This window comes from Nostoc sp. UHCC 0870 (assembly GCF_022063185.1).
In the GTDB taxonomy this organism is placed as follows: Bacteria; Cyanobacteriota; Cyanobacteriia; order Cyanobacteriales; family Nostocaceae; genus Trichormus.
This window is the reverse complement of the sequence record NZ_CP091913.1, coordinates 2,470,623-2,485,834: the sequence shown is the minus strand read 5'-3', so window position 1 is coordinate 2,485,834 and position 15,212 is coordinate 2,470,623. Positions and strand designations below refer to the sequence as shown.

Annotated in this window: 12 protein-coding genes; 10 read left to right on the top strand and 2 right to left on the bottom strand. The window is 40.8% G+C overall.

Annotated features, from left to right (window positions below):
* Positions 1-72: 72 nt before the first annotated feature.
* The 10 genes from L6494_RS10795 (at position 73) to L6494_RS10750 (ending at position 11,870) form a co-directional block, all read left to right on the top strand.
* Positions 73-966, top strand: coding sequence for an alpha/beta hydrolase (locus L6494_RS10795; RefSeq protein WP_237994648.1), 894 nt, complete (start codon positions 73-75; stop codon positions 964-966).
* A 187-nt stretch (positions 967-1,153) separates the two neighbouring features.
* A complete protein-coding gene (locus tag L6494_RS10790) occupies positions 1,154-2,188 on the top strand; it encodes a helix-turn-helix domain-containing protein (RefSeq protein WP_237994646.1) in 1,035 nt (344 codons plus the stop codon).
* A gap of 106 nt (positions 2,189-2,294) precedes the next feature.
* Positions 2,295-3,029, top strand: coding sequence for a phosphoadenylyl-sulfate reductase (locus tag L6494_RS10785; RefSeq protein WP_237994644.1), 735 nt, complete (start codon positions 2,295-2,297; stop codon positions 3,027-3,029).
* A gap of 332 nt (positions 3,030-3,361) precedes the next feature.
* Positions 3,362-4,315 (top strand): PhoH family protein, encoded by a 954-nt coding sequence (locus L6494_RS10780; RefSeq protein WP_237994642.1) that lies wholly within the window; start codon positions 3,362-3,364, stop codon positions 4,313-4,315.
* Positions 4,316-4,495: 180 nt separating this feature from the next.
* Complete coding sequence (locus L6494_RS10775) at positions 4,496-4,900, top strand: ChuX/HutX family heme-like substrate-binding protein (RefSeq protein ID WP_237994640.1); 405 nt, start codon at positions 4,496-4,498, stop codon at positions 4,898-4,900.
* A 338-nt stretch (positions 4,901-5,238) separates the two neighbouring features.
* Positions 5,239-5,985, top strand: coding sequence for a sucrose-phosphate phosphatase (locus L6494_RS10770; protein WP_237995950.1), 747 nt, complete (start codon positions 5,239-5,241; stop codon positions 5,983-5,985).
* The gene (ruvA, locus tag L6494_RS10765; protein ID WP_237994638.1) at positions 5,985-6,623 is read left to right on the top strand and encodes a Holliday junction branch migration protein RuvA; all 639 of its coding nucleotides are present in this window, start codon (positions 5,985-5,987) and stop codon (positions 6,621-6,623) included. Before L6494_RS10770 ends, ruvA begins: the two co-directional genes overlap by 1 nt.
* Before the next feature lie 19 nt (positions 6,624-6,642).
* A complete protein-coding gene (locus L6494_RS10760) occupies positions 6,643-6,885 on the top strand; it encodes a hypothetical protein (RefSeq protein ID WP_442946993.1) in 243 nt (80 codons plus the stop codon).
* A 166-nt stretch (positions 6,886-7,051) separates the two neighbouring features.
* On the top strand, positions 7,052-8,221 hold the full coding sequence (bioF, locus tag L6494_RS10755) for an 8-amino-7-oxononanoate synthase (RefSeq protein WP_237994636.1): 1,170 nt from the start codon (positions 7,052-7,054) through the stop codon (positions 8,219-8,221).
* A 337-nt stretch (positions 8,222-8,558) separates the two neighbouring features.
* Positions 8,559-11,870, top strand: coding sequence for a PAS domain S-box protein (locus L6494_RS10750; protein WP_237994634.1), 3,312 nt, complete (start codon positions 8,559-8,561; stop codon positions 11,868-11,870).
* Between the two features lie 394 nt (positions 11,871-12,264).
* Here the strand turns inward: L6494_RS10750 and L6494_RS10745 are convergent, their stop codons facing one another.
* Positions 12,265-12,510, bottom strand: coding sequence for an HNH endonuclease (locus tag L6494_RS10745; RefSeq protein WP_237994633.1), 246 nt, complete (start codon positions 12,508-12,510; stop codon positions 12,265-12,267).
* A gap of 201 nt (positions 12,511-12,711) precedes the next feature.
* Positions 12,712-15,168 carry a dynamin-like GTPase family protein gene (locus tag L6494_RS10740; RefSeq protein WP_237994632.1) on the bottom strand — a complete coding sequence of 819 codons (2,457 nt, stop codon included), beginning with the start codon at positions 15,166-15,168 and terminating at the stop codon, positions 12,712-12,714.
* Positions 15,169-15,212: the final 44 nt, after the last annotated feature.

Below are 15,212 nucleotides of genomic sequence, written 5' to 3'. Positions count from 1 at the left end.
AATATTAACCTTTTTTGGTTATTAAAAAATTATTGTCTTTATCAATATTTGTTAAATCATCAGATTATGCCCATGATCATCAAAAAATTGCCCCTTGTGTTACAAGTATGTTTCAAGTTGCTACCTTTAGTCACAACAGTTATAGCGATCGCGTATCTGACACTGTGTATATTAGTTTCACGGCAACAAACTCGCTTGATATTTTTTCCCACTACTGCCATTGAATTTACACCGGAGTATTTTAGTATCCCCTATGAGGATGTTTGGCTACCTGTAAAAGCAAAGTCTGGTCAGGTGGAACGTCTACACGCTTGGTGGATGCCAGCTAAACAACCCAATGCTAAGGTGTTATTGTATTTACACGGTAATGGTAAGAACATTAGTGCAAATCTGAGTCATGCTCACAGATTTTACCAACTAGGATTTTCTGTGTTGCTGATTGATTACCGAGGGTACGGACGCAGCGAAGGTTCGTTTCCCAACGAAATGAACGTTTATCAAGATGCTGAAACTGCTTGGAATTACTTAGTACAGCAAAAACAAATTCCCCCTGAGCAGATTTTTCTCTACGGTCATTCTTTAGGGGGAGCTGTAGCCATTGATTTAGCATTAAAACAACCAAAAGCAGCAGGATTAATTGTCGAAGGCACTTTTACATCTGTGCGGGATGTTATAGATTATCGCAATATGTTTCGGTTATTTCCAGTTAATTTACTTTTGACACAGCGATTTGAATCTATTGATAAAATACCTCAATTAAAAATGCCAATTTTATTCATTCATGGTACGGCTGATTCTACAATACCTGCCTTTATGAGCCAAAAATTGTATGATGTTGCACCTGAACCTAAAAAACTAATTTTAGTTGAAGGAGCAGATCATAACGACCTAGCAAAATTATCAGGGGTGCAATATTTACAATGGGTAGAGGCTTTTGTGCAGAGGTCAATGGTTAATAGTCAATAGTGATTATTTAAGGAGCATTGGGTATGGGACATTGTGCATCTAGCAAAGGATAGATTGCCATCATTAATTAAAGTGGTATGACTTAAAAAATCAGTAAAATTCATACCAAACCGTCCTGATTTATTTATGGCAAACACGATAAATTATACAGAATGGTCTGGTTTGTTTAGTCAAATCTACTTTAATTATGTCTACCGCATCTGTGTATTTATTAAATATGCCAGGAAAGTCAGCAGTTACCCTTTCTCAAGATGAATTGCGATCGCTCTTAGGTCAGATTGAGGCTGAACTTCATAGTAGTAAAATTTATCGCCGAATTGTAGCTAGGTTACAAACCTTATTAGGTGATACTGGTGATCAAGCCAAAGTGTTTTGTAAAGCTATAGGTAGAGAAGCGATTGGTTTGGCATTCCAGCAATTTGCACAACAAAATCCAGAAGAAGAGAATACTGAGATTGCAGACAATATTGAAGCAGAAAAGTCAAGTGCTTTATCTAATTACCAGACACCAACAGCATTAACTTCAGAGACAACCAGCATTAATACAGATGTAAGCATTGATACAGATAAAGAAAGTACAAAAAGCACCCACAACAACCCAGTAACCAAACTCAGCCAATGGTTTCACCCAAACCAAAAGCCTTCCAAGGCTGAGTTAGCCAAACAAATCGCAGCACAACACCGCCTAGAAGTCATGCAACAAATAGGGTTGCAATTAAAGCAAGCCCGTGACTCTCAATATTTGAGTTTAGAGCAACTACAAGTCTATACTCACATTCCAATTCAACAAATGGAAGCAGTCGAAAACGCCAACTTTGAGTTTTTGCCAGAAGATGTATATTTGCGGGGTTTTATCCGCGTCATGGGCAATGCTTTAGGAATTAATGGCACAATTTTGGCATCTTCTCTACCCACACCTGGCATAGTAAAATCAATTTTGCCCTCTTGGTATCAGCCTCAGAAAGATGCTCTAGATTTGAGATTAGAAATCCGTCCACTACATTTATATCTAGGTTATACAGCCCTTATTGCTGGAGCAGTAGGAGGATTATCTCATCTATCTCAACCATCAACCACTAACAGTTTAGTAAATTCACCAGTTCCATCGGTTTCCCCGTCACCACAGCATCAAACTGAGATTACTAATAAACCAGGAATCAAATCTAGTGCTGATGGTAGTATCAGTGTTGGCAATGATATCGCACCACCGGAAGCTCTTTAAGCATCGCTAAATTTTGTTAGCACTATCAAGTCATTTTGCCCGGATTGTTATAACAGCATCTTAAACTTGGTAAAATTCAGGGTGCGACAGAGGAGAACATTTAGATATGCTAGCCGCCCAAACGGATTTAAATATTGCTGCTTTAGAAGCAGAATATAGTCAAAAATCACCCAGGGAAATTCTCAAATTTGCCCTAGAAACCTTTAACAACCTAGCAATTTCTTTCAGTGGTGCTGAGGATGTTGTGCTAATTGATATTGCGTCCAAGATTACCAAAAACTTCCGCGTGTTTACACTTGATACCGGCAGGTTACACCCAGAAACATATCAATTCTTAGATAAAGTCAGAGAACATTATGGGATCAAATTAGAAGTAATGTTCCCTGATGCTGCGGAAGTTCAAGCTTTGGTAGAAGAGAAGGGATTGTATAGTTTCTATCAAGATGGCCACAAAGAATGCTGTGGAGTCCGCAAAGTCAGACCACTGCACCGCAAACTTAACACTCTGGATGCTTGGGTGACAGGACAGCGCAAAGACCAAAGTCCTAGCACTCGCAACCATATTCCTGTAATTGAAGTTGATAGTGCCTTTTCCACTGAAGACCATCAATTGATTAAGTTTAACCCCTTAGCAAATTGGTCTTCTGCTGAAGTGTGGGAATATATTCGGGCTTTAGATGTGCCTTATAACAAGTTACACGAACGCGGTTTTGTGAGTATTGGTTGCGAACCCTGCACCAGACCAGTGTTACCCAACCAGCACGAACGCGAAGGCCGTTGGTGGTGGGAAGAGTCCACTGCTAAGGAGTGTGGTTTGCACGCGGCTAACTTACAGAAATAGTTAGAACGTCTCTACATTTTCCCCCTTCCCTACTAGGGAAGGGGATTAGGGGGTTAGGTTTCACGTTAGCTTTTCCACATAACGTGAAAAGTCAGGATTTTAATGAGGCTCTTTGCTTAAACCCCTGCACTTTGTTAATTTTTGCACCTTTCCAGCAGGCAATACGTGGGCGGTGATAAAAATTAATTGCAACCTTGCTAGAACTTAAGACTAATTAGATAGAGTTTTCAAGCTAGAATAGTATAAAAATAATCTTTACGAATGAGATAAAAACTCACCAAAAGTAATCAACTGTTGTTAAAAATTGCCCCCCACACAATTAAAAAATAACTATGGCAGATGCCTTAATAATTCAGCTGCCGAATATTCCCAGTGCGATCGCTATAGCCGGTGATAGAGAAGAAAATCTGAAAATCTTATCCCGACACACAGGAGCTAACTTTGTATTGCGTGGACAAGAACTACATATTTCTGGTACAGACACACAAAAAGACCTAGCTGCTCAATTAGTGCGATCGCTAGAAAATATCTGGGTTCAGGGTAATAATATTTCCAGTGCCGATATTTTAACAGCCCGCCAAGCCATAGATACCCACCGCCAAGGAGAATTGCAAGAATTACAGCGACATATCCTAGCAAAAACTCGTCGGGGTGACGAAGTTCGCGCCAAAACCTTTAAACAACGCCAGTACATCGAACATATCCGAAAGCATGACCTCACCTTCTGCACTGGGCCTGCTGGAACTGGTAAGACATACTTGGCTGTCGTTATTGCCGTGCAAGCACTCCTCTCTAACCAAGTAGAAAAACTCATCTTAACTCGTCCGGCGGTAGAAGCTGGTGAACGCCTGGGATTTTTACCTGGAGACTTGCAGCAGAAAATTAACCCCTATCTCCGTCCTCTTTATGATGCTATCCATGAATTCATCGATCAAGAAAAAGTAGCTAATTTGATAGAACGGGGAATCATTGAAGTTGCTCCACTAGCTTATATGCGGGGACGTACTTTAAACCATGCTTTTGTGATTGTAGATGAAGCCCAAAATACCACCCCCGCCCAAATGAAAATGGTTTTAACCCGTTTGGGTTTCCGTTCGCGGATGGTAATTACAGGCGACACCACACAAACTGATTTACCGATGAATCAACAATCTGGTTTAACAGTGGCTTTGCAAATTTTAAAGCACGTTGAAGGTATTGGCTTTTCTGAATTTACTCAAAAAGATGTCGTGCGTCATCCCTTAGTACAGCGTATTGTTTTGGCTTACGAACAACACGATAAATAGTTAATATTCATTAGACCTCTTGCATAAATGCTTAACCTGTCATGTTGAATGAAGCGAAACATCTCAAAGATTCTACATTTCATTCAGAATGACAAATCTAATTTTCGGACTTTTGCAAGAGGTATATTGGTCATTGTTCATTAGTAAAACTGCAAATAAATCAAGGATAAATATTCATTTATGACTACTTTGAGAGAATTTTTAGAAGCTTGTGAAAATCTAGGAACACTGCGGTTAATTGTTACTAGCAGTGCGGCTGTGTTAGAAGCACGAGGCAAAATAGAAAAGCTATTTTATGCAGAATTACCCAAAGGTAAATATGCTAACCTTCACACCGAAGGCTTTGAATTTCATTTGAATATGGATAAGATTACCCAAGTAAAGTTTGAAACTGGTACAGCAAAAAGAGGTAATTTTACAACTTACACCATTCGTTTTTTAGATGAAAAGCAAGAACCTGCTTTGAGTGCATTTTTACAATGGGGTAAACCAGGAGAATACGAACCAGGACAAGTGGAAGCTTGGCAAAGTTTGAAAGAAAAGTATGGTGAAGTGTGGAATCCTTTACCTATAGAAACTCTATAGTATTTTCTCAACAATCTAAAGCAATATTTTAGCCTTGCCAGGCCAGTAGAAGCGGGCAAGGCTAAAATATTGGCTTATTTTACCACAAAACCCTGTCCACAATTCATCTCACCACCAAACTGTGCTACGCAACGCTACCGCGAACGTTTTGGTGGGAGTCCTCTTGTGGACGACAGATAGATATTGGTGTTGGGTTTCCTTATGGTAAAATTCACTCGCCCCAAGCCCGAAGACTCGTCTAAGTCCGTGGCTTCCCAACCTACGAATATTCTTAACGAATACGAAATTTTTCAGTATTTTGACGACCATATCACTTGGAGTAAATCATCATGAAAGCAATGAAACCATTTCTGTTTGTCACCGACTTAGATCACACATTTGTAGGTAATGACGCAGCCCTGGTACAACTGACTCAAATGCTGACGGAGCATCGCCAAGAATATGGTACGAAGATAGTCTATGCTACTGGGCGATCGCCTGTTTTGTACAAGGAACTGCAAGAGGAAAAAAATCTTGTAGAACCAGATGGGTTAGTTCTTTCAGTGGGTACAGAGATTTATCTTGATGGTGATGGTACTCCTGATGCAGCTTGGTCAGAAATTCTCTCCCTCGGTTGGAATCAGGAATTGGTATTATCAATTACTCAGCAATTTCCTGATTTAGTCCCACAACCAGACTCAGAACAGCGTCCCTATAAAATCAGCTTTTTCCTTCAGCAAGAAGTAGCTGCTATTGTGATACCACAACTTGAGTCAGAGTTAGAGAAATGTGAATTAAATGTAAAGTTAATTTATAGTAGCGGTATTGACCTTGACATTGTGCCGCGTAGCAGCGATAAAGGTCAGGCAATGCAGTTTCTACGTCGGAAGTGGAAATTTGCAGCAGAACAAACAGTTGTCTGTGGTGATTCAGGTAATGATATTGCTTTATTCGCTGTAGGCAACGAACGGGGAATCATAGTCGGGAACGCCCGGCCAGAGTTGCTGGAATGGCACAGCGATTATCCCGCAGACCATCGTTACCTAGCACAAGATTTTTGTGCGGGTGGAATTCTTGAAGGTTTAAAGTATTTTGGTTTCCTATAATGATTAGTTATCTCAAAGGTATAGTTGCCGGTATCCAAAACCAAAACAGCAATCGCGTGATTTTGACCCTCGAAGTCAACGGGATGGGTTATGACTTGCAAATTCCCCAACGGTTAGCCAAACAACTACCCACAACTGGGGACTTGGTGCAAATCTTCACCCATTACCAAGTTCGGGAAGAAGTACCATTACTGTACGGTTTTGCTTCTCCAGCAGAACGAGATTTATTTCGCCATTTATTAACGGTGAGTGGTGTAGGTGCAGCTTCAGCGATCGCGTTATTAGATACTCTGGAATTACCAGATTTAGTCCAAGCCATCATTGCTGCTAACACCCAAATACTCATTCAAGCCCCTGGTGTGGGTAAGAAAATCGCTGAACGCATTTGTTTGGAACTGAAAGCTAAATTAATCGAGTGGCGCAAATCAGCAGGCTTCTTCGTCGCCACCGAAGGGCCAGCCCCCGGTATTCTAGAAGAAGTGCAAATGACTTTATTTGCCCTAGGATACACAGCCCACGAAGTCAGCCACGCCTTACACGTAGTTAGTGAAGATATTGGATTACCAAAAGATGCCTATGTAGAAGATTGGATCAGACAAGCGATCGCTCATCTAAGCAGTAGTGAGCAAGTTAGTTAAGGTAATCAGCAATAAGAAAATGTATTTAAGTATCGACTCAGATATGGGTACTTTGCCAGAAATCGAAGCTGTTATCAAACAACTACCGGAAAATGATATTCGTCAACTAGCTGCTTGGCTGCAAGAATATTTGGAACAAATGTGGGATAAGCAAATCGAAAATGATTTGACATCGGGAAAATTAGATCGACTAATTGCGAAAGCTGAAGCCGATATTGCGGCAACCCGGGTGCAAGATATAGATGAAATCCTTAACAGTTAAAATAAGATTAAAATAATTTTTTCCTGTATCTGGTGGATATGGCAAGTTATCAATTTGCTTTTGTACCGACTTGAAAATAACGACAGCGTAACTCAATGATGCTAGATTTGATCGGTTAGCAAGATATTCATCTATAATTCATGCCCCAAAAAGCGATTATATCAATATGCTCGATCCCTATGCTTGGTTACAAAATTCTCTAGAAACCATTCATCGAGCTGACTGGTATCGTTCAGTCCGTACAATCTCTGGTCTACCAGGGGCGACGGTGGTCTTAGATGGGCAGGAAGTAATTAATTTTGCTAGTAATGACTATTTGGGGTTGGCTGGGGATGAACGCTTGCTAGGGGCGGCTGTGGCAGCTATTCAAGAGTTTGGGACTGGTAGCACTGGTTCTAGACTACTTAGTGGACATCGGGAATTACATAGGGAATTAGAAATAGCGATCGCATCTTTAAAACAAACGGAAGATGCCTTAGTATTTAGTTCTGGGTATCTAGCTAATATTGGTGCGATCGCAGCTTTGGTAGGTAAGCGAGATTTAATCTTCTCTGACCAGTACAATCATTCCAGCCTGAAAAATGGTGCAGTTCTCAGTGGGGCAACAGTAATAGAATACCCCCACTGTGATGTCACACAACTTAAAACCCTGTTAATTCAGCAACGACAAAACTACCGTCGCTGCTTAATCTTGACTGATACTGTCTTCAGCATGGATGGGGATTTATGCCCTTTACCTACACTCTTAGATTTAGCTGACGAGTTTAGTTGTATGCTGCTAGTTGATGAAGCTCATGCAACTGGGGTGATGGGTGAAACTGGTGCTGGCTGCGTAGAATATTTTGGCTGTAGTGGTAGGCAATTAATTCAAATTGGTACTTTGAGTAAAGCACTGGGAAGTTTAGGCGGTTATGTAGCCGGAAGTGCTACCTTAATTGATTATTTGCGAAATCGCGCCCCTAGTTGGATTTACACTACTGGATTATCACCCGCAGACACAGCCGCCGCCATCGCCGCACTGAAAATAGTCCAAGCAGAACCGCAACGCCGCACTCAATTATGGCAAAACGTAAATTACTTAAAACAATTACTCACGCAGCAATTACCCCACCTGACATTACTACCATCCAACTCACCTATACTCTGTTTTCAGCTACCTAGTGCTACAACATCTCTGCAAGCTGGACAGCAACTCAAAGCAGCCGGCATTTTTGCCCCCGCTATCCGTCCGCCGACAGTCCCCACAAGTCGTATTAGAATCTCTTTAATGGCAACCCATCATGCAGCACATATAGACAAATTAGTAGCTGTGCTGAATACTCTCAACTTTTTGTAGTGTGTGTTGATGATATAGCGTTTCCTCTATAAGGTATATCATAGCCCCCTCCCTGCTGGCTCTTAGGGGGTTGGGGTTCTTGTTCCTCACTCAAACGAGGACAGCTATATTACTATCTTCAATATCAAAAATTTGTCTTAAATATTAAGTTTCAAATAAGTTTTGCGGGAAAACTTATATTTATCATGAAAAAGTAAGTTAGTGAGAAAATTTCATCTAACTAAAGAGGTCTTTTTAGCTGATACGAGAATCTATCTAGAGGTAAATTACAAAAATGTGCAAACTAGCTTAGGTTATGTAAAGCTTCTACAATCAGTATTGGTTGTCCTAAATTTTCATGCCCTACATTGCTAGTTCATCTCTAATACGCTTTGGCATTGCCGTGTTAACAGTTCTGTTAACACTGATGTTAATGCTAATTCTAGATCCTTGGGTAGAAATGAGTGGCACTCCTTTTATACTATTTTTTAGTGCGGTAATATTGAATGCTTGGTTTGGGGGTTGGAATTCGGGACTGTTGGCAATCGGCTTATCTGCTTTACTCAGCAATTATTTTTTTCTTGATCCCCAATATGAACTATCTTTAGATATTGCTAATTCTGTAAAACTTGGTTTGTTTGTTTTGCAAGGATTGCTTTTCACTACTTTGTGCGTTGCATTAAAGAATGCTAAACGCAGAGATGAGGTGAACTTAAATAAACTCAAAGTCAGTGAAGAGCGGTTTCGATTAGCATTAAGTAGCTCAGAAATTGTAGTATTTCAGCAGGATAGTAATTTGCGTTATCAGTGGATTCATAACCCCCAAGGTGAAGCAACTGCTGAAGAAATATTAGGAAAGTCTGACGATGAATTATTTCCTCCTGCTATAGCAGAACAACTCACGAGAATTAAGCGCAAAGTTTTAGAAAGGGATATTTCCGCACGTGAGGAAGTTTGTGTAATATTGCATGGACAGGTTCTGTATTATGATTTGCTAGTAGAACCCCTCAAAGAGAATAATCAAATTCAGGGAATCACTTGTGCCGCAGTCAATATTACTCAACGTCAGCAAGTAGAGCAAGAAAAAGCGAAATTGCGTCAGAACTTGCAACAAGCTATTCAGGAGAAAGAAGAATCCTTAGCATTGCTGAATGCTTGGCTAGCCAGTTCGCCTCTAGCCTTGGCTTTTTTAGATAAAGAACTGCGCTACGTTTATGCTAATGAAGCACTGGCGGTGATTAATGGTGTATCGCAAAGCCAACATCTTGGGCGCACGGTGAGGGAAGTATTACCAGATTGGGCGAATCAAATAGAACCGATTCTGTATGGAGTCATGGAAACTAAAGAACCATTACTGAATCAAGAAGTGATGGGAGAAACCTATCCATCCGGGGTTTATCGTTGTGGGCTTGTCAGTTACTATCCAGTCTGTTTACCAGATGGGCAATTGTTGGGAGTAGGTGTAACTAGCCTTGATATTACGCAAAAGAAGCGAACTGAGCAAGCATTACGAGAAAGCGAAGCTAGATTTCGAGCTATATTCAGCCAGGCAGCTTTGGGTATAGCCCTCATCACTGTAGATGGTAAATTCCTACAAGTCAATCCGGCACTATGTCAACTTACTGGTTATACTCATGACGAGTTAATGCAGATGAACTTTCAGGACATTACCCATCCTGATGACTTGGAAACTGATTGTCATCAAGTTCAACGAGTGTTAGCACAGGAGATTAATAGTTATTCTCTAGAGAAGCGATACATCCACAAAAATGGTTCTATTGTTTGGGTCAATCTGACTTCATCGGCGGTATGGAATGATGAAGGAGAAGTACAATATGCTTTAGGCATTGTAGAAGATATTACCGATCGCAAACAAGCACAAGCAGCACAAAATTTTTTAGTCGCAGCCAGCACCACATTAGCGGCTTCCTTAGATTATGAAGTGACACTGAATAACGTAGCTAACTTGGCAGTGCCTACCCTAGCTGACTGGTGTACAGTAGATATTTTACAACCAGACTGGTCAATTAAACGGGTAGCGATCGCTTCTAACAATCCCCAAAAACGTCAAATCCTGGAGGAAATTCAACGCCGCTATCCAGTTAGTAGTGAGGGTAAACATCCATTCTACGAAAAGCTACTACAAGGAGAGTCTGTTTTTTATGCTGAATTCCCAGATTCTCTATTAGTAGAGATGGCTAGAGATGAAGCACATTTGCAACTACTGCAAAGTTTGGGAATACGTTCTTTGATGGTGATTCCCTTCTACTCACACGGACAATTATTTGGCGTGATTTCTTTTGTCATCGGCGAATCAATCCGATATTATCAACCACCAGACTTAGCATTAGCAGAAGATATTGCCCACCGTGCGGCTATAGCCATTGATAATGCCAGACTCTACCAAGAAACTCAACAGGCAAAACAAGCCGCAGAAATTGCTGCAAGTCGCATAGCTAGGTTACAAAGTATCACGGCTGCTTTTTCAGAAGCCCTCACACCCCAACAAGTGGCTGATGTGGTAGTTAATCAAGGAATTGCGGCCTTGGGGGCTTCAGGTGGTTCTGTTGTCTTATTAGGGGAGGGTGGTAAATCCCTGAAGATAGTAGAAGCCATTGGCTATCCTGCATCTGTCAGAGAAAATTGGTCTAGTTTCCCCATCACAGCTCATGTTCCCATAGCGGTAGCAGCCAGAACTGGAGAACCGATTTTTTTAGAAAACATCGCCGCCTTCGTTAGTCAATATCCTATCATTGCTGATGTGCCATCCCTTACCGGCAATTGTGCCTTTGCTTGTATTCCTCTGGTAGTGGAACAGCATACAATTGGGGTGTTAGCTTTGAGCTTTGCTACAGAGCAAATATTTGCAGCAGAAGACCAAAGATATATGTTGACGTTAGCACAACAGTGCGCCCAGGCGATCGCCCGCGCTCAACTTTACGAAGCCGAAAAAAATGCCCGTGCATCTGCTGAATCAGCCAACCGCATCAAGGATGAATTCCTCACCGTCCTTTCCCATGAACTCAGGACTCCCCTCAATCCGATTTTAGGATGGGCTAAGTTACTCCGCACCCGCAAGTATGATGAAGCTACCATCACCCAAGCCTTAGAAACAATTGAACGCAACGCTAAATTACAAACACAATTAATTGATGATTTGCTGGATGTGTCGCGAATTTTACGGGGTAAGCTCAATCTCAATATTCGCCGAGTGGATTTACGCGCCACAATTACAGCCGCACTAGAGACAGTGCGTTTAGCCGCAGATGCTAAATCAATTCACATACACACATTACTAGATGATCATATCAGCCAAGTGATGGGTGATAGCGATCGCTTGCAGCAGGTAGTCTGGAATTTACTCTCAAATGCCGTCAAGTTTACACCCCCAGGCGGACAAGTAGAGGTGCGGTTAGAACAGGTGGGAGTTGAAGCACAAATTCAGGTGATGGATACAGGTAAAGGCATTACACCCGAATTTTTACCCCACGTCTTTGAATACTTCCGCCAAGCCGATTCTAAGACCACTAGAGCCGAGGGTGGACTGGGACTGGGACTGGCAATTGTCCGTCATTTTGTTGAACTACACGGGGGTACAGTCCAAGCCGAAAGTCCCGGTTTAGGACAGGGTGCAACTTTTACGTTTAGGCTACCACTACCCAAAAGTTAAACCAATTCGCAATGGACTAACGTCCCGCTCCGCTAACGCAATTCTTAGTTAGTTTTGACGGTTCGTAGTAAGGACTTTAGTCCTGATTTTTCTAAGAGGATGTTTTAAAAGTCTACTTCTTTGTCATGTTGTAGCTTGCTTCTCCGCAGGAGTATGCAGCGTAGCGGAATGTAAGCGCAAAGTGCAGGCTTCGCCAACGCTGAAAGCGTTCCCGCAGGGTAACATCTTGGTATATACCACAAGGACTAGATTCTTCCTTACAGTTCCTACCCTACGGGAACGCTGGCGCGAACCCTTCGCTCAGGACTCCAGTCAGAATGACATTTTTATAATCCTTGCAACTTTTCAAACAACCTCTAAGGACTAAAGTCCTTACTACAAACTTGCTTATTAGCTAAATTTTAAACTGCCGTCGGAAGCGATGATCAATTTTATCAGTTTTACGCTGATTGCAGGTGAAACAAAGTGTATGCAAGTTGCTAATATCATTTTCACCACCACGCGCCAAAGGGATAATATGGTCGATAGTGAGGTCAATTTCTGCGGCTATTTTACCACAACTTTGACATTGGTATTTATCGCGGTGGAATACGTATTGTCTAACTGTTTGTGGTATATGAATACGTGGAGTTTTATTCATAAAAATCCTGATATTATCCTTTTTGTTGGGTTTCGCTATTGCTCAACCCAACCTACAATTATGCTTAAGAGAACTGTATTTTAAAATATAGCGTTTCCTAATCACATGAGGTATATCATAGCCCCCTCCTTGCGTGCGGGGAGGGGGTTGGGGGTGGGGTTCTTGTACCTCACTAAAGCGAGAACCGCTATAATACAGATGCTAAACCTGTGCTATTCCATCTAATAAACCATCGGAAATAATCACTCCATTACTAGTAGCTATCTTTTCAATTTCTGATTCGCTCATATTAATCACAGGTAAGAGATGATCATATAACTGCATTCCTTGTAAGCAATCATTAATATTAGTAACTGCCAAATTATAAGCCTCCATTTTTTGTTCTAAAGCACTGAGCAAACGCCTATTATTAGCAATCTTTTCCTCTACTTCTTGTTGCAGAGTTTGTTCTAAATAAACCCGTGCTTGGGGATACTGTTGCAAAATTTCTTCTGCTTGGCTTTCAGCCATTGGTAATAAGTGAGTTTTGAGGATTTGGTTAATCGTTTGGCGGAAGGTTTTACGGATGGTTTGAGAAACCTTTGGCTCAAAATCTAACTTTAATAATTGTCTAATAGCTGGTTCTGCTTCTACCATGCTTTCACAGTCGTAACCTTGGGAAGTTTGTAGTAAAGTTTGCCGAAATTGATAGATAGAAAAAGTGCCTTCATCATAGAATAAATGACTTTCGCGCACAAAGCGATCGCACTCTATACTGGCTGCATCTACTAAAGATTGAGACACACGCTTTTCTAGTGCTTTTATCTGTTGTTCAATTCCCGCATCATTACCCAATAAACGATACAATTGGCGATAATATTCTGATTTACGCACTGTCTCCATTAACCTTTGGAAGAGATTAGCAACCACTTGTTGACATGATTCAACTAAAATATCTTCTAATTGATTGGCTAGATAATAAAAAGCCTCTACTAAAATTGCTAATAATGGTGCGGTAGCATTGCGCGGATGACTGAGAGTTGCACGGCGATAAGCATCAGCCACAGAGAAGGTATCTAACAATTCATCTAAACGGCGAATCATCCGAGATTGTAATTGCTTGAAATCAGTTTCAAACACATCACAGGAATTATTAATTACCTGGTTAACTTCTTCTGTCATCTGCTGACTAAAATCTCTACCCACTTGTTGCAATTGTTGATTGAGACGTTGTAATTCATATTTTTTCATCGTCTCAATTTCTTGTGGCTGACTATCTAAATCTCGATGTAAAGATTGATAGTGTTTTTTCAGCTTAATACAAATATCTTCTAAGTCGTCAGCGAGAGTTTGAAAAAGCTGGGGACGCTTTTCTTCAGTTAGATAACGAGTGATAGCCGTGCGAAATTCTTCAATACCACTATCTTGAATTAGCTGATTAATTAAAGGTGTTCCCTGTTCAGCTAAAATGCGTACATAGTTGGTGTTGGGTGATTCAAAACCATTAAGAGAAATCCGAAAACTAGTAGACGCAAGTTTTCCAGAACTGACACAATAGTTATTAAAGGCGTAAACAAACTGTGGCGTTTCTTCTACACCATTTACACCTTTAACACTATCTGCAAAAATAGAGTCTAAACCGAATCTATCTTGTTTTGCTGTCTGTTTAATTTGACTGCCGTAAAATCCGAGTAACCCACTGGTTTTATAAACTCGGCTGGTATCACGGAACTGTCCATTAATTAAGTTATCTAGTCGTTGCCTTAATTGGGTATTATACCAAGTTTCATCGATGCGGTTGAAAATATAAAACACGCGATCGCGTATTCCTCCATTTTGCCGCATTTTCTCCAACAGTTCCGTTTCTTCCTTCGTCATGTCACCAGCCGAAGCCGGTTTTAGCACACACACCACCGCCGATGTCTCGGAATCTTGAATTTTAGTGTAAGTTAACTGTGCATCCTTCTCTACTGGTGCATCAATACCAGGTGTATCAATAATTACGTTACCATCTTGCAGTAAGGGATGGTTGCAATAATATTCAATCTGCTTTAAAACCGAGCTATTACTACCACGCCGCGCATATTCAGCCGCTTCTTTGAGATTAGAAAAGTTAAATTGCTCCATCGAATATGTCGCATTATTGATAGTATGAATATGTTGACGGTTCGCCTCATATCCTTGCAACAATAATATTAATGCTTTGGCTTGTTTAGCACGTTCTGATTTACTCTCTCCACCCTCTTGCTGAATAATTGCTTCGCATCCTTGATACAATAAGCTAACTAATTCAGATTGATTGAGATTAGCTGCTGTTTTAAAGCCTAATTGTTGACATAAAGAAGTAGCTTGTTCCCTAATTTGTGCTTCACTTAAAAAGGTTAAAACTACCCGTTCTTGGTCTAATTCTGCATACTCAATTTTACATTCTGTACCTGTGGCGTGTCCTTCTGCACTGTATAGTAACTCCCGTTCTAACAGTGCATTAATCAACATCGATTTACCTGCACTAAATGCGCCAGCAAACACAATTTCAAATCTGGGAGAAATCGCTTTACCTAAAGAAGTTTGGACAGGGATAATGTCTTGCGATCGCAAAGATTTTTCTTGCTGCAAAAGTTGCAATATAGAGTCAACTTGATCTTTTAAATTATGACACTGAAAAGGCAGGTATGACATACAAGAACCTATGATATTTTCAGTATATTTTATTCAAGTATTTA